This is a genomic window from Limimaricola litoreus, assembly GCF_024159025.1.
Taxonomy (GTDB): domain Bacteria; phylum Pseudomonadota; class Alphaproteobacteria; order Rhodobacterales; family Rhodobacteraceae; genus Limimaricola; species Limimaricola litoreus.
Genome location: NZ_JAMYXC010000153.1, coordinates 1 through 14,681, shown reverse-complemented (window position 1 = coordinate 14,681; position 14,681 = coordinate 1). Strand labels below are relative to the sequence as shown.

Sequence of the window (14,681 nt, the reverse complement as noted above, 5' to 3'; positions counted from 1 at the left end):
CGTACGCCCGAGGGCGACGAATTTCTTGCCGATCCCCGGAGGGAATACCATAAGGATAGCGCCCCGATCCATCAACAGCTCGCCGCGCGGGGTGAGCGCGTAGCCCTGCGGGCTTTTGACGAAGAGCGCCGTGCCGAGCCGCTCCTCGAGCCGCGCCACGCGGCGGCCCAGCGTCGCCGGGTCCATCTTCAGCCCGGGTGCCGCGCCCGACAGGCTCTCGGCCCGCGCCACCGCAAGAAAGACGCGGATATCGTCCCAGTTCTCCATGCTCGTTCTCCGTCCCCGCCTTGCAAAAATGCAAAGCCGTTTTGGAAACATGCGGGTTTTGCCTGCATATCCGCAAGACTATCCTGTGGCCCTAGCAGGATCTTTCGGGAGGACCGGACATGCAGGAAATGACCCATTACATCGGCGGCGACCACGTCAAGGGCGGCTCGGGCCGTTTCGCGGACGTGTTCAACCCCGCCACCGGCGAAGTGCAGGGCCAGGCCCCGCTCGCCTCGCGCGCCGAGATCGACCATGCCGTCGAGGTGGCACAGGCCGCGCAGCCGAAATGGGCCGCGACCAACCCGCAGCGCCGCGCCCGGGTGATGATGGAATACGTGCGCCTGCTGAACCGCGACATGGACAAGCTTGCCGAGGCGCTGAGCCGCGAGCACGGCAAGACCATCCCCGACGCCAAGGGCGACGTTCAGCGCGGGCTCGAGGTGGTCGAGTTCTGCATCGGCGCGCCGCATCTGCTCAAGGGCGAATACACCGACGGCGCGGGCCCGGGCATCGACATGTATTCGATGCGCCAGCCCCTGGGCGTCTCGGCCGGCATCACGCCGTTCAACTTTCCGGCCATGATCCCGATGTGGATGTTCGCGCCGGCCATCGCCTGCGGCAACGCCTTCATCCTCAAGCCTTCCGAGCGCGCCCCCTCGGTGCCCCTGATGCTCGCCGAGCTGATGGAAGAGGCCGGACTCCCTGCGGGCATCCTGCAGGTCGTCAACGGCGACAAGGAAGCGGTGGACGCGATCCTCGAGCACGAGGGCATTGCCTCGGTGGGCTTCGTCGGCTCCACCCCGATCGCCGAGTACATCTACGGCAAGGGCTGCGCCCACGGCAAACGCGTGCAGTGCTTCGGCGGTGCCAAGAACCACATGATCATCATGCCGGATGCCGACATGGAGAAGGCCGCCGACGCGCTGGTGGGCGCGGGCTACGGTGCGGCCGGTGAGCGCTGCATGGCGATCTCGGTCGCGGTGCCGGTGGGCGAGGAGACGGCCGACCGGCTGATCGCCGCCTTGAAGCCGCGGGTCGAGAGCCTGAAGGTCGGGCCCTATACCTCGGGCGACGACGTCGATTTCGGGCCCGTGGTCACCGCTGCTGCCAAGGAGAACATCCTCAACCTCGTGCAGTCGGGCGTCGATGCGGGGGCCGAGCTGGTGGTCGACGGGCGCGACTTCAACCTGCAGGGCTATGAGAACGGCTTCTTCGTCGGTGCGCATCTGTTCGACCGCGTGACGCCTGACATGGACATCTACCGCAAGGAGATCTTCGGCCCCGTCCTGTCGACCGTGCGCGCGGGCTCCTACGAGGAGGCGCTCAAGCTCGCCATGGACCACGAGATGGGCAACGGCACCGCGATCTTCACCCGCGACGGCGACGCCGCGCGCGATTTCGCCAACCGGGTGAACGTCGGCATGGTGGGCATCAACGTGCCGATCCCGGTGCCGCTGGCCTATCACAGCTTCGGCGGCTGGAAGAAGTCGGCCTTCGGCGACCTGAACCAGCACGGCACCGACAGCTTCAAGTTCTACACCAAGACCAAGACGGTCACCGCGCGCTGGCCGAGCGGGATCAAGGACGGCGGCGAGTTCAACTTCAAGCCGATGGACTGACGCCCCGCCTCACGGCGATGTGGCTCGACAGGGGGCGGCGTCCGAGAGACGCTGTCCCCATCGCGCATTCCGCGCGCCCCATAGGTCCCGCCATGCCGACCCGTCGTGAGCTGATCCTGCGCGGCCTCGCCGCCACCGCCGCCCTGCCGCTTCTGGCCTTCGCCGCCCGCGCGGGCGGCCTTGCCCCTCCGCCGATGCGGCCCGTCTCGCCCATAGCGCCCCCTGCCCGCCCGGCGATGGGCGCGGTCCACGCGGTCGAGATCCGCGGCTTTGCCTTTATCCCCGCGCGGCTGACCGTCGCACCCGGCGACACGGTCCTCTTCACCAACCGCGACGCCGCGCCGCACACCGCCACCTCCGAGAGCGGGCTGTTCGACAGCGGGCGCCTCGGCGCGGGCCAATCGGCGCGGATGGCCTTTTCGGCCCGCGGCACCTACCCCTATCTGTGCAGCATCCATCCGAAGATGCGCGGTGTCGTCACCGTCGCCTGAGGCGACATGATCACCCTCGCCCGAGGCGGCATGATCACCCTCGCCCGAGGCGGCATGATCACCCTCGCCCGAGGCGGCTTCGGACCCCGAATGCGGCAGGCGGCGTTGCCCCCCGGAAAGCAACACCGGAGGCCCGCCCCATGTCAGACCCCGCCTTCAGCCTCGGCATCGAGGAGGAATACCTCGTCGTCGACAAGACCACGATGGACCTCGCCGCCGTGCCCGACGAGATGCTCCGGGCCGCGAAGAAGCGGCTCGGGGATCACGTCTCGCCCGAGTTCCGCGACTGCCAGATCGAGATCGGCACCTCGGTCGCCGCCGACATCGCCGAGGCGCGCGCCGATCTGGCGCATCTGCGCGGCGGGCTGGCAGAGGTGGCCGACGACCGCGGCCTCGCGCTCGTCGCCGTCTCCTGCCACCCCTGGGGCGATCCCGAAAGCCAGGGCACCGGGCATGGCGCGCGCTACGACAAGATCGCCGAGGACATCGGCGGCATCGCGCGGCGGCTGATGACCTGTGGCATGCATGTGCATGTGGGGCTGGGCGAAGATCACGAGCTGCGCACCGACCTGATGGCGCAGGCGACCTATTTTTTGCCCTTCGTACTCGCGCTTTCGGCCTCCTCGCCCTACTGGCGCGGCGAGGACACGCGGCTGTCCTCCTGGCGGCTCAACATCTTCGATCAATGCCCGCGCTCGGGCCTGCCGCCGCGGATCGACAGCTGGGCCGAGTATCGCAAGATGACCGGCGCGCTGGTCGAGGCCGGGATCATCGAGGACGCCAGCAAGATCTGGTGGGACCTGCGCCCCTCCGAGGCCTGGCCGACGCTGGAGACACGCATCGCCGACGTGATGCCGCGGATGGAGGAGGCGCTCTCGGTTGCGGCCTTCGTGCAATGCGTGATGCGGATGCTGTGGCGGCTCAAGACCGAGAACAAGCGCTGGCGAGTTTACGACCGTTTCCTGATCGAGGAAAACCGCTGGCGCGCGCAGCGCTACGGTACCGAAGGCACCCTTCTCGATCTGGGCCGCAACGAACTGCGCCCGATGGAAGAGCTTCTGGGCGAGCTGGAGGAGATGATGGAGCCGGACGCGCAGGCGCTGGGCTGCCTCGACGAGCTGCGCGGCACGCGGCGGATCGCGCATCAGGGCTCCTCGGCCACGCGGCAGCGGCGCGTCTACGACGCGGCGATCTCGAACGGGGCCGAGCCGCGCGAGGCGCTGCGCGAGATGCTGCGCGGCGTCTCGCGGGAGTTTCTCGAAGGCGTGGAAAGCGGGGTTTCGCCGAAGTGAACGGCGGGTGGGGAACGCCCCCGCCCCTCCCCCGTTGTGAAGGCAAATCCGGCTCAGGAGAACGATCCCATGAAGACGCTCATCGGTCTCGGCACCGCGCTGACCATCGCCGTCGCCCCCATGGCCCTCGAGGCCAAGCCCAGGTTCAAGATCCGCGGCGGCGGCGCCGTGGTGCAGATGCTCGGGGCCGCGGCCTCGGGCGACGTCAAGGCGATGCGCAAGGCCGAGAAGAAGATCCGCAAGGCGGCGCGCAAGGCCGGTGTCCCCGTCTCGCTCAGCACGGTGACGGCAGCGGCAACCGGCGGCGCGGCCGTCGCCGCTTCCAGCCGCACCACCACCACGCAGACGCAGGCCACACCCGCGCCGCGCCTTGCCCCCGTGCAGGTGTCGCAGCGCCCGCAGGCGCGGCCCGCGCGGGCCCTAGCCGTAGAGCTGGCCGACACCACGCCGCCGGTCACCACCCTGCGCGAGGGCGTGCGGGTCGAGACCTCCGCGGTCGAGACCGCCACTCCCATCGCCCCCTCGGTCACCCCTGTCACCCGGCGCGTCACGAGCGAGGCCCCCGTGACCACCCCGAGCGAAAGCTCCGCCGTGGTGTCGACCGCGAAGGTGGTGACGGTCGAGGAGGAGCCGCTCGAAACCCGGCAGGACGCCATGCCGACGACCACCGCCTCGGCGATCCCCGCGCCCGCGCCTGAGTCTGAGCCGGTCAGTGCGCAGCAGGTCTCGCTCGATACCGACGACTCGTTGTTCGGTGGCCCGACCGGCTACTGACCGCGTCGCATGTCTCCTGAACCGGAAAGGGCTGCCCCGAGGGGCGGCCCTTTGGCGTTGCGGCAGGCCTGCACGCCTATTCGGCGGCGATCTTGCGCGGCTTCAGCATCGGCTTGAGGTAATGGCCGGTGTGGCTCGCCTCGACCTCAGCCACCTCTTCCGGCGTGCCGGTGGCGACCAGCGTGCCGCCGCCATCGCCGCCTTCGGGGCCAATGTCGATGATCCAGTCGGCGGTCTTCACCACGTCGAGATTGTGTTCGATCACCACAACAGTGTTGCCCGCCTCCACAAGCTCGTGCAGCACCTCCAGAAGCTTGCGCACATCCTCGAAATGAAGGCCGGTCGTGGGCTCGTCGAGGATGTAGAGCGTGCGCCCCGTGGAGCGGCGGGCCAGCTCCTTGGAGAGCTTCACCCGCTGCGCCTCGCCGCCCGAAAGCGTCGTCGCCTGCTGGCCGACCTTGATGTAGCCAAGCCCCACGCGGCACAGCGCGTCCATCTTCTCGCGGATCGAGGGCACCGCCTTGAAGAACTCCTGCGCATCCTCGACCGTCATGTCGAGCACGTCGGCGATGCTCTTGCCCTTGAACTTCACCTCAAGCGTCTCGCGGTTGTAGCGCGCGCCCTTGCAGGTCTCGCAGGTGACATAGACGTCGGGCAGGAAGTGCATCTCGATCTTGATCACGCCGTCGCCCTGGCAGGCCTCGCAGCGCCCGCCCTTGACGTTGAAGCTGAAACGCCCGGGCTTGTAACCGCGCGACTTGGATTCCGGCAGCCCGGCGAACCAGTCGCGGATCGGGGTGAAGGCCCCGGTATAAGTCGCCGGGTTCGAGCGCGGGGTGCGGCCGATGGGGCGCTGGTCAATGTCGATGACCTTGTCGAGATGCTCGAAGCCCCGAATCGTCTCGCAAGGTGCGGGCGCCTGCCGCGCGCCGTTGAGCTTCATCGCGGCGTTCTTGTAGAGCGTCTCGATGGTCAGCGTCGACTTGCCGCCGCCCGACACGCCGGTGACGGCGACGAACTTGCCCAGAGGGTAATCGACCGTCAGTTCCTGCAGGTTGTTGCCGGTGGCCTTGACCACGGTGAGCTTCTTGCCGTTGCCCTTGCGGCGCGTCCCGGGCACCGCGATCTCGCGGCTGCCGACGAGGTATTGGCCGGTCACCGAGTCCGGGTTGGCCATGATCTCGTCCGGCGTGCCCTTGGCCACGATGTCGCCGCCATGCACGCCCGCGCCCGGCCCCATGTCGAAGACGTAATCCGCCTCGCGGATCGCCTCCTCGTCATGCTCGACCACGATCACCGTGTTGCCCTGATCGCGCAGGTTCTTGAGCGTGGTGAGCAGCCGGTCGTTGTCGCGCTGGTGCAGGCCGATCGAGGGCTCGTCGAGCACGTAGAGCACGCCCGTGAGCCCCGAGCCGATCTGGCTCGCCAGACGGATGCGCTGGCTTTCGCCGCCCGACAGCGTGCCCGCGTTGCGCGACAGCGTCAGGTAATCGAGACCGACGTTGTTGAGAAAGCCCAGACGCTCGCGGATCTCCTTGAGGATGGCGCGGGCGATCTCGTTGTTCTGCTTGCTGAGCGCCGCGGGCACGGTTTCGCACCAGTCGAAGGCTTCCTTGATCGACATCTTCACGACCTGGCCGACATGGCGCAGGTCGTCGCGCTGGCCGATCTTCACGGCCAGAGCCTCTTCGCGCAGGCGGTAGCCGTTGCAGGTGCCGCAGGCGCGGTTGTTCTGGTACTGCTCCATCTCCTCGCGGACCCAGGCGCTGTCGGTCTCGCGGTAGCGGCGCTGCAGGTTGGGGATCACGCCCTCGAAGGGGCGGCTGACCTTGTAGACGCGGCCGCCGTCATCGTAGCGGAAATCGATTTTCTCCTCGCCCGAGCCGCGCAGGAAGACCTTTTGCACCTTTTCGGGCAGATCCTTCCAGCGCGCCGTCTTGGGCACGCCGTAATGCTTGGAGATGGCCTCGATGGTCTGCAGGAAATAGGGCGTCTTGCCCTTGCGCCACGGCGCGATGGCGCCGTCGGCAACCTTGAGCGTCACATCGGGCACCACCAGCCGCTCGTCGAAGAAGAGCTCGACGCCCAGACCGTCGCAGGAGGGGCAGGCCCCGAAGGGCGCGTTGAACGAGAACAGCCGCGGCTCGATCTCGGGGATGGTAAAGCCCGAGACGGGACAGGCGAACTTCTCCGAAAAGGTGATCCGCTCGGGCTCGCCCTCGGCGGGCGCGGTCTCGAGAATGGCGATGCCGTCGGCAAGGTCGAGCGCGGTGCGCAGGCTGTCGGCCAGCCGCGTCTCCAGCCCCTCGCGCACGACGATGCGGTCGACCACCACGTCGATGTCATGGCGGAACTTCTTGTCGAGCGTCGGCGGATCCTCCAGCTCGTGGAACGCGCCGTTGACCTTGACCCGCTGGAAGCCCTGCTTGCGCAGCTCGACGAACTCCTTGCGGTATTCGCCCTTGCGATCGCGCACGATGGGCGCGAGCAGGTAGCCGCGCGTGCCCTCCTCCATCGCCATGATCCGGTCGACCATGTCCTGCACCTGCTGCGCCTCGATCGGCTCGCCGGTGGCGGGGGAATAGGGCGTGCCGACGCGGGCGAAGAGCAGGCGCATGTAGTCGTAGATCTCGGTCACGGTGCCGACGGTGGAGCGCGGGTTCTTCGAGGTCGTCTTCTGCTCGATCGAGATCGCGGGGCTGAGCCCCGAGATGTGATCGACGTCGGGCTTTTCCATCATGTCGAGGAACTGGCGCGCATAGGCGGACAGGCTCTCGACATAGCGGCGCTGGCCCTCGGCATAGATCGTGTCGAAGGCAAGGCTGGACTTGCCCGAGCCCGACAGGCCGGTGATCACCACCAGCCGATCGCGCGGGATGTCCACGTCGACGTTCTTGAGGTTGTGCTCGCGCGCGCCGCGCACCTCGATCTGCTTCAGTTCCGGCATGCAGGTCCCCACCAGTGTCCAGCCCGGAAGATAGGGCCGCGCGGCCCGATCTCCAACCTCGAAATGAGAACGAAAAGGTAACGCATGGCAGGGCTGCGCGAAATGCCGCAGCCCCGCCCCGCTGCGGCAGGGCTGCGACTTTCGTTATGAACCGGTCAGAGACGCGGCTGTGCTTTCAGAGACCGCCCATCCGCGCGGGCCAGCTGTGGCGCTGCCAGAAGCCGTGCCTTGGCAGCGCGCCGGTCGCGACCAGCGCCCGCGCGGGGCCGGCGGCCACGATGCCGTGCAGCACCTCGCCCAGCGCCGCGTCGGCGCGGCCGGTGATCGGCAGGCCATGATCGGTCTCGAAGGCACGGATCGCGCCCGACAGCAGCGGCCCGGCGACGCCGTCGATCGCGCCGACCTCATAGCCCAGATGCTGGAGCAGGATCTGGATCTCGACCGTCTCCGCGCGGTCAACCTCCATGGCCGGCGCGGGCGCGGCCGCTACGATCAACCCCGCGGCGAAACAATATGCAAAAATACGCATGACACCCCCAAACCCGGGAAACGATCCCGATGGGGCAGCATAGCACGAAATGCCCCCGGCCGTTCGGACCGGGGGCATTCGTGATCCTGCGCTGCGGCGCGGCCTAGTAGTGGATGGCGCGACCGTAGGCGTCGAGCACGCTCTCGTGCATCATCTCCGAGAGCGTCGGATGCGGGAAGACCGTCTCCATCAGCTCCTTTTCCGTGGTCTCGAGCGTCCGGCCGACGATGTAGCCCTGGATCAGCTCGGTCACCTCGGCGCCGACCATGTGGGCACCCAGAAGCTCGCCGGTGTGCGCATCGAACACGGTCTTGACCATGCCCTCGGCCTCGCCCAGCGCGATCGCCTTGCCATTGCCGATGAAGGGGAAGCGGCCGACCTTGACCTCGTAGCCCAGCTCCTTGGCCTTGGCCTCGGAATAGCCGACGCTCGCCACCTGCGGCTGGCAGTAGGTGCAGCCCGCGATGCTCTCGGGCTTCACCGGATGCGGCTTCTCGCCCGCGATCAGCTCGGCCACCATGACGCCCTCGTGGCTCGCCTTGTGCGCCAGCCACGGCGCACCGGCGATGTCGCCGATGGCGTAAAGCCCCTCGACGCCAGTGCGGCAGTATTCGTCGGTGATGACATGGGTGCGGTCGATCTTGACGCCCAGCTCCTCGAGCCCGAGCCCTTCTGTGTTGCCGACGATGCCGACGGCGGAGATGACGGTGTCGAACTCCTGCGTCTCGACCTTGCCCTTGCTCTCGATATGGGCGGTGACCTTGCCCTTGCCGCGGTCGAGCTGCTTGACCACGGCCTTTTCCATGATCTTCATGCCCTGCTTCACGAACTGCTTCTTGGCAAAGGCCGAGATCTCGGCGTCTTCCACCGGCAGGATGCGGTCCATCACCTCGACCACCGTCGTCTCGGCGCCCAGCGTGTTGTAGAAGCTGGCGAATTCGATGCCGATCGCGCCCGAGCCGATGACCAGCAGCTTCTTGGGCATGCGCGGCGGCACCAGCGCGTGGCGGTAGGACCAGACCAGATCTCCATCCGCCTCCAGCCCCGGCAGGTTGCGCGCGCGCGCGCCGGTGGCGAGCACGATGTTCTTGGCGGTCAGCTCCTCGCTGCCCTTCTCGGTCTTGACCGAGACCTTGCCCTTGGCGGGGATGGTGGCTTCGCCCATCACCACCTCGATCTTGTTCTTCTTCATCAGGTGGCCGATGCCCGAGGAAAGCTGCTTGGCCACCCCGCGCGAGCGCTTGACCACCGCGTCGAGATCGTAGCCGATGCTCTCGGCCTTGAGCCCGAACTCCTTGGCGCGATGCATCAGGTGGAACACCTCGGACGAGCGCAGCATCGCCTTGGTCGGGATGCAGCCCCAGTTGAGGCAGATGCCGCCCAGGTTCTCGCGTTCGACGATCACGACCTTCTGGCCCAGCTGGGCGGCGCGGATCGCGGCGACATAGCCGCCGGGGCCGGCCCCGATCACGATCAGGTCGAAGTTCTTGGCGGCCATCGGTGTTCCTCCTCGGCGGTCCCGCAAAATTGGTTTGACGCTAAACTACTTTGCGCCGGGCTTCCAGACGGGTCGGCGCATGACGGGGTTGCACGGGCGGCCTCCGCGTCACTTCGCTTCGGATTTCAGCCGCTGGACCACGGCGCCGTAACCGCCCTGCTCCATCCATTCAGCTTCGGCCTCGGAGGTTTCGCGCCCCAGCGCGGCGTTGCGGAAGGGGAAGCGTCCGAAGTCGCGGATCACCTGCCGGTGCGCCCGGGCGTGCAGCAGGTTGTCCTCGGCCTCGGGCATCCGCTCGCAAAACAGACGCACCGCGCGGTCCTGATCGACAAGGTTCTCGGAATGCATCAAGGGCAGGTAGAAGAACTGCCGCCCCGGCGGCACGATCTCGCGGTCCCAGCCATTGTCGATGGCGAGCTTGGCGACGGAGCGGGCCTGCTCGTCGAGCTGGAAGGCGCGGGCGTCGTCGCGCCACAGGTTGCGGGCGAACTGGTCGGTGACGATGATATAGGCCAGCGCGCCGTTGGGCTCGGTCAGCCAATGGCCCAGCGCGCCCTCCGCGGCCTTGTCCCACAGCGCGCCGAAACGGTCGCGGATGGTGGTGTCGAGATCGGCATCGGCGATGTACCACTGCTTCGGTTCGACCTCCTCGAGCCAGAAGGCCAGCACCTTCTCGGCCTCGCTCGGGGCCTCGGCCTGGGTGGTGACGGGGGTGGCGGTCATGGCGGTCCTCCTTGTCGGTCGGCTCCACCAAACCTGCCCCAACCCGCCCGCGGGTCAAGCGCGAAGGCGCGAGGGGGCCGATTTCCGCGCGGTGGCCCGCCGGCCTTGAGCCCCCGTACCGTACCGGCCCCGCTCAGGCCGCGTCGTCCTGCGCCTCTTCCATCTGCTCGATCTCGTGCTCGATATAGACCTCCTGCGCGGCCTCGGCGGCCACGGCGGTGCCGGTGGCGGAGATCGGCGCATAGCTGACCGTCTCGCCCACCTCGACGCCGCGATCGGGACGGCGCAGCATCCGCCAGCCGGCGTAATTGGCGAGACCCAGCAGCAGCACCGCGATGAAGGCCCAGAATCCGTGCGCGCCGACGTTGTCGAGCATCCACCCCACCACGATCGGGCCGGCGATGGCACCCAGGCCGTTGATGAAGAGAAGACCGCCCGAGGCCGCGGCCATGTCCTCGCGCTCGAGGTAGTCGTTGGCATAGGCGATGAGCAGCGCGTAGAGCGGGTTCGAGGTGCCGCCCACCAGCGTCGCCGAGACGAGGATCAGCGTCACCTGCCCCGGGATCAGGAAGGCCATGAGCGCCGCGGCGCCGCCGACCCCCGACAGGCCGAGGATCAGCCAGCGCCGGTCGATCCGGTCCGACAGCCAGCCGATCGGGAACTGCAGCACCAGCGCGCCGACATAGGTCATCGAGACCAGCAGCGAGATCTGCGCCACCGAGAGCCCGGCGCGCGCGCCATAGACCGCCGACATGCCGAACTGCGCGGCAAAGACCCCGCCGAGGAGGAACATGCCGACGCAGGCCAGCGGCGAGGCATCGACCAGCTGCTTGATCGGCAGCGGCTTGGTGGTGGTGAAGACCGGCGCGGGGCTGACCGACAGCAGGATCGGCGCGAAGGCCATCGACACCAGCACCGAGGGGATGATGAACAGGATGAAGCCCGACACGTCGCCCAGCGTCACGAGAAACTGCGCCACGACGATGCCCGCCATCTGCACGATCATGTAAAGCGACAGCGCCGTGCCGCGGCTTTCGTTGGTGGCGGCGTCGTTGAGCCAGCTCTCGGCGGTGATGTACACGCCGCAAAAGCAGAAACCGATGACGACCCGGCCCAGCGTCCAGGCCCATGGCTCGGTCAGCGCGGGATAGAGGATGAGCACTGCCGAGATGGTCGAGCCCAGCGCGGCGAAGACCCGCACGTGGCCGACCCGGCGGATCATCCGCGGCGCATAGCGCGAGGCGATGAGGAAACCGGCGAAATAGGCCGACATGATGACCGACATCTCGATCGTCGAGAACCCCTCGATCGCGCCGCGCAGGCCCAGAAGCGTGCCCTGCAGGCCGTTGCCGATCATCAGCATGAACATGCCGAGCAAAAGAGCCCAGGAGCCCCCGAGAACCTGAATCATGGCCTGTCCCTTTCTGCCGGCGCCCACGGCCCGGCTACCCCGGCGCGTCCACGCGGGTCTGATCGCATTGCGACAAAAAATGTGACGGAAACGAAGTAGCGTCAGCGCCCGCGATGCGGCAGCAGCAGCGAGGCATCCCCGTAGGAGAAGAAACGGTAGCGATTCGCAATGGCGTGATCGTAGATGCGGCGGATTTCATCCACCCCCATCAGCGCCGAGACCAGCATCATCAGCGTTGACTTGGGCAGGTGGAAATTGGTCATCAGACCATGCGCCACCCGGAACTCGAAGCCCGGGGTGATGAAGATGTCCGTCTCGCCGGTCCAGGGCGCGATCTGGCCGCCGCGCGCAGCGCTCTCGATCAGCCGCAGCGCCGTGGTGCCCACCGGGATCACCCGCCCGCCGGTGGCGCGGGTGGCGGCGATCTCGGCGGCGGCCTTCTCGCTCACCTGCCCCCATTCGGCGTGCATCTTGTGGTCGCGGATGTCGTCGACCTTGACCGGCAGGAATGTGCCCGCGCCGACATGCAGCGTCACATGGGTGAAGGAGACGCCGCGCGCCTCGAGCGCCGCCATCAGCGCCTCGTCGAAATGCAGCGAGGCGGTGGGTGCGGCGACCGCACCGGGCCGGGCGGCCCAGACGGTCTGGTAATCCTCGCGGTCGGCCGCATCCGCCGCGCGCTTGGCGGCGATGTAGGGCGGCAGCGGCATGGCGCCGACCTCGGCGATGGCGGCGTCGAAATCATCGCCCATGAGATCGAAGCGCAGCACCGCCTGATCGGCCTCGCGGCCCACCAGCTCGGCCGAGAGCCTGTCGGAGAAGACGATGCTTTCGCCCTCGCGCAGCTTCCTGAGCGGCTTGACCAGAGCGCTCCAGCAGCCGTCGGCGCGCGGGGCGAGCAGCGTCACCTCGATCCGGGCCGTCCCCTCGCCCGCGGCGCCGGGGCGGGTGCGGGTGCCGGTGAGCCGCGCCGGGATCACCTTGGTGTCGTTGAGCACCAGCCTGTCGCCGGGGCGCAGGATCTCCACCAGATCCGTCACCACCCGGTCGGCGATCGCGTCGCCCTGCGCCAGCAGCAGCCGGGCCGAGGAGCGCGGCCGCGCCGGGCGGGTGGCGATCAGTTCCTCGGGCAGGTCGAAATCGAAATCCGAGAGCTTCATCGGCGGGCCTCAGGTCAGGTTGGTGGCGGGCGGCGGAAGATCTCGCGGAACATGCCCGGGGTCAGCGCGGAGAGCGGGTTGACCGAGACCTCGGGGTCTTCGGGCGTGCCGCCGAGGGTATAGTTGAAACCGATCAGCCCCTCGCCGGGACGGGTCAGGAAGGACCCCAGCGAATTGACGAGGTAGAAGGGCGAGACGACGCCTGTGAAGGCCATGCGTCTGGAGGCGAGGCTGTAGCGCCCGTCGAGCGAAATGCCAAGACCCGGACCGGTGGCGCTCGCGCGGGCAATATTGAGCGTCTCGGGCGTCAGCCGGAAGCCCGCGCGGATCCGGTCGAAGGCGAGCCCCTTGCCGTCGAGCTGCTGCAAGAGCCCCACCACCGAGATCGCGTCGAGGAGCTGCGCCACGGCGGGCGCGTCGCGCACCCTGAGCCCGGCCATGTCGAGCGTGCCGCCGTAATGGCCGGGCCGCCCCTCGGGCAGCAGCGTCAGGTCGAGCGCACCGCCCGTCGCGGTGCCGTAAAGCCCCGCCGCGCGCAGCACCGCGCCCGCATCCGGCCCGGTGATCCGCACCGCCGTGCCGTCGGTATCGGGCACCACCAGCCCCGAGACCGGCGCCTCGCCGTTGACGCGCGCGTCGAAGCGCCCCGAAAAGCCGCCCCGCGTCGAGAAATCGCCCCTCAGATCGGTCAGGGCCACCGCGTCGGTCACGCGCAGCCGGTCGAGCGCGAGGGCGATCGGCCCGCCCTCCCCGCCGCCGCCCTTGCCGAAGCCCGCGCGCCGCAGGTCGAGCGCACCCCCCGTGATCTCCACCCCAACCGTCTCGCCCGGCCCCCGCCCGACGAGATCGACCGCGACATCGAGCCAGTCCGACAGGCGCAGTTGGCTGAAGCTCGCCCGCTCCAGTCCGCCGCCCGGGCGCAGGGTCAGCGCGCCCCGCGCCGAAAGCCCACCCGCGTCGAGCGCGATCCGGTCGACATGCGGCAGATCGCCCAGAACGCCCTCGACCTCGAGCCGCCCGGTCGTGCCTTGGGCCACCGACCAGCCCAGCGCCGGGATCGAAAGCCCGATCCCCGCCAGCTCGCTCGTCAGCGTGACCTGCGGCGGCGCACCCTTAGGCAACCGCATCGCGACGCGGCCCTGCCCGCGGCCGGTCAGGCTGCCTTCGGGCAGGGCGATGCCGAAGGTGTCGAGGAAGCGGGGCGACAGCTCCATCGTGCCCGCGAGCCGCGCGGCGCCCGCGCCTTTCCCGAGCGGCTGCACGAAGCGCACATCGGCGGGCAGGCCGTCGATCGTCACCGGCCCCGCCACCTCGAGCGCGCCGGGTTCTACCGTGACGGCAAGGCGGCGCGCCGCGACGCGGCGCCCGGGCACGATGGCCGTGCTGTGAACCTCGTCGAGGCGCGCCTCGACCGACCACGCGACCTCCTCGGGCGTGACCGGCCCGCCGAGCGGCAGGCCGATCTCGGCGCTGGCCTGCCCCCGCCCCTGGATCAGGTCGACCGGCTGGCTCGCCTTGTGCAGGAAGCGGAACGGCGGCTGGTCGATCAGCGACAGCATCGCCGTGACCGGCCCCGCCGCCTCGATCGCGATGCGCGCATCGGGCCGCGGCCCGCCGAGCACGGGAATGGTGAAGCTGCTGCCCGCCAGATCGACACGCCCGCCCATCGGGGCCTCGGCACCGCCCTGCGTCAGGCTGACCGAGAAGCTGCCGCCCCCGAGGCTGCCATGGCCCGCCGCCTGCGTGATCGCCGGCAGGCCGTCGAGCGGGCGGATCACGGCCTCCTCGAAGCTCTGGGTCAGGGCGATCTGCGGCTTCTGCCCCGGCGCGCGCCGCAGGGAGGCGGTCACGTCGCGCAGCACGGCCTGCGGGATGTGACCGGCGATCCAGTCGCGGGTGCGCGGCTTGAAGGCTTCGGGCCAGTACGCCAGCAGCCGGTCGCGGCTCAGCCTTGCGCTGCGCGCATCGAG

General features: G+C 68.9%; 11 protein-coding genes and 1 pseudogene. 4 read left to right on the top strand and 8 right to left on the bottom strand.

The features are described from left to right. A partial coding sequence (locus tag NHG85_RS10045) for a helix-turn-helix domain-containing protein (protein WP_253332012.1) occupies window positions 1–267 on the bottom strand: 267 nt, incomplete at its 3' end. A 119-nt stretch (window positions 268–386) separates the two neighbouring features. Here NHG85_RS10045 and NHG85_RS10040 point away from each other — a divergent pair. The 4 genes from NHG85_RS10040 (at window position 387) to NHG85_RS10025 (ending at window position 4,443) form a co-directional block, all read left to right on the top strand. Continuing rightward, window positions 387–1,886: a CoA-acylating methylmalonate-semialdehyde dehydrogenase gene (locus tag NHG85_RS10040; protein ID WP_253332010.1), complete on the top strand. Its 1,500-nt coding sequence runs from the start codon at window positions 387–389 to the stop codon at window positions 1,884–1,886. A 92-nt stretch (window positions 1,887–1,978) separates the two neighbouring features. Further along, complete coding sequence (locus NHG85_RS10035) at window positions 1,979–2,377, top strand: cupredoxin domain-containing protein (protein ID WP_253332008.1); 399 nt, start codon at window positions 1,979–1,981, stop codon at window positions 2,375–2,377. A 140-nt stretch (window positions 2,378–2,517) separates the two neighbouring features. Next, complete coding sequence (locus NHG85_RS10030) at window positions 2,518–3,669, top strand: carboxylate-amine ligase (protein ID WP_253332006.1); 1,152 nt, start codon at window positions 2,518–2,520, stop codon at window positions 3,667–3,669. A 69-nt stretch (window positions 3,670–3,738) separates the two neighbouring features. Continuing rightward, entirely contained in the window at window positions 3,739–4,443 is a 705-nt protein-coding gene (locus tag NHG85_RS10025) for a hypothetical protein (protein ID WP_253332004.1), read from the top strand. A 76-nt stretch (window positions 4,444–4,519) separates the two neighbouring features. Here the strand turns inward: NHG85_RS10025 and uvrA are convergent, their stop codons facing one another. From uvrA to NHG85_RS09990, 7 genes and pseudogenes are all read right to left on the bottom strand, one after another. Then, window positions 4,520–7,390 carry an excinuclease ABC subunit UvrA gene (gene uvrA / locus NHG85_RS10020; protein WP_253332002.1) on the bottom strand — a complete coding sequence of 957 codons (2,871 nt, stop codon included), beginning with the start codon at window positions 7,388–7,390 and terminating at the stop codon, window positions 4,520–4,522. Window positions 7,391–7,565: 175 nt separating this feature from the next. After that, the gene (locus tag NHG85_RS10015; RefSeq protein ID WP_253332000.1) at window positions 7,566–7,856 is read right to left on the bottom strand and encodes a peptidoglycan-binding domain-containing protein; all 291 of its coding nucleotides are present in this window, start codon (window positions 7,854–7,856) and stop codon (window positions 7,566–7,568) included. 166 nt (window positions 7,857–8,022) lie between these two features. Beyond that, the gene (gene lpdA / locus NHG85_RS10010) at window positions 8,023–9,417 is read right to left on the bottom strand and encodes a dihydrolipoyl dehydrogenase (RefSeq protein WP_253331998.1); all 1,395 of its coding nucleotides are present in this window, start codon (window positions 9,415–9,417) and stop codon (window positions 8,023–8,025) included. 108 nt (window positions 9,418–9,525) lie between these two features. Then, on the bottom strand, window positions 9,526–10,140 hold the full coding sequence (locus NHG85_RS10005; RefSeq protein WP_253331996.1) for a DUF924 family protein: 615 nt from the start codon (window positions 10,138–10,140) through the stop codon (window positions 9,526–9,528). Between the two features lie 133 nt (window positions 10,141–10,273). After that, window positions 10,274–11,551, bottom strand: coding sequence for an MFS transporter (locus tag NHG85_RS10000; RefSeq protein WP_253331994.1), 1,278 nt, complete (start codon window positions 11,549–11,551; stop codon window positions 10,274–10,276). Between the two features lie 101 nt (window positions 11,552–11,652). After that, window positions 11,653–12,711 carry a tRNA preQ1(34) S-adenosylmethionine ribosyltransferase-isomerase QueA gene (queA, locus tag NHG85_RS09995; RefSeq protein WP_253331992.1) on the bottom strand — a complete coding sequence of 353 codons (1,059 nt, stop codon included), beginning with the start codon at window positions 12,709–12,711 and terminating at the stop codon, window positions 11,653–11,655. A 14-nt stretch (window positions 12,712–12,725) separates the two neighbouring features. Next, window positions 12,726–14,681: pseudogene (locus tag NHG85_RS09990) on the bottom strand (DUF3971 domain-containing protein); the annotation flags it as partial.

Coding starts and splice junctions, on each gene's coding strand:
- NHG85_RS10005 (WP_253331996.1), bottom strand. CDS start 10,140: ATGACCGCCACCCCCGTCACCACCCAGGCCGAGGCCCCGAGCGAGGCC.
- queA (WP_253331992.1), bottom strand. CDS start 12,711: ATGAAGCTCTCGGATTTCGATTTCGACCTGCCCGAGGAACTGATCGCC.
- NHG85_RS10025 (WP_253332004.1), top strand. CDS start 3,739: ATGAAGACGCTCATCGGTCTCGGCACCGCGCTGACCATCGCCGTCGCC.
- uvrA (WP_253332002.1), bottom strand. CDS start 7,390: ATGCCGGAACTGAAGCAGATCGAGGTGCGCGGCGCGCGCGAGCACAAC.
- NHG85_RS10040 (WP_253332010.1), top strand. CDS start 387: ATGCAGGAAATGACCCATTACATCGGCGGCGACCACGTCAAGGGCGGC.
- NHG85_RS10015 (WP_253332000.1), bottom strand. CDS start 7,856: ATGGAGGTTGACCGCGCGGAGACGGTCGAGATCCAGATCCTGCTCCAG.
- lpdA (WP_253331998.1), bottom strand. CDS start 9,417: ATGGCCGCCAAGAACTTCGACCTGATCGTGATCGGGGCCGGCCCCGGC.
- NHG85_RS10035 (WP_253332008.1), top strand. CDS start 1,979: ATGCCGACCCGTCGTGAGCTGATCCTGCGCGGCCTCGCCGCCACCGCC.
- NHG85_RS10030 (WP_253332006.1), top strand. CDS start 2,518: ATGTCAGACCCCGCCTTCAGCCTCGGCATCGAGGAGGAATACCTCGTC.
- NHG85_RS10000 (WP_253331994.1), bottom strand. CDS start 11,551: ATGATTCAGGTTCTCGGGGGCTCCTGGGCTCTTTTGCTCGGCATGTTC.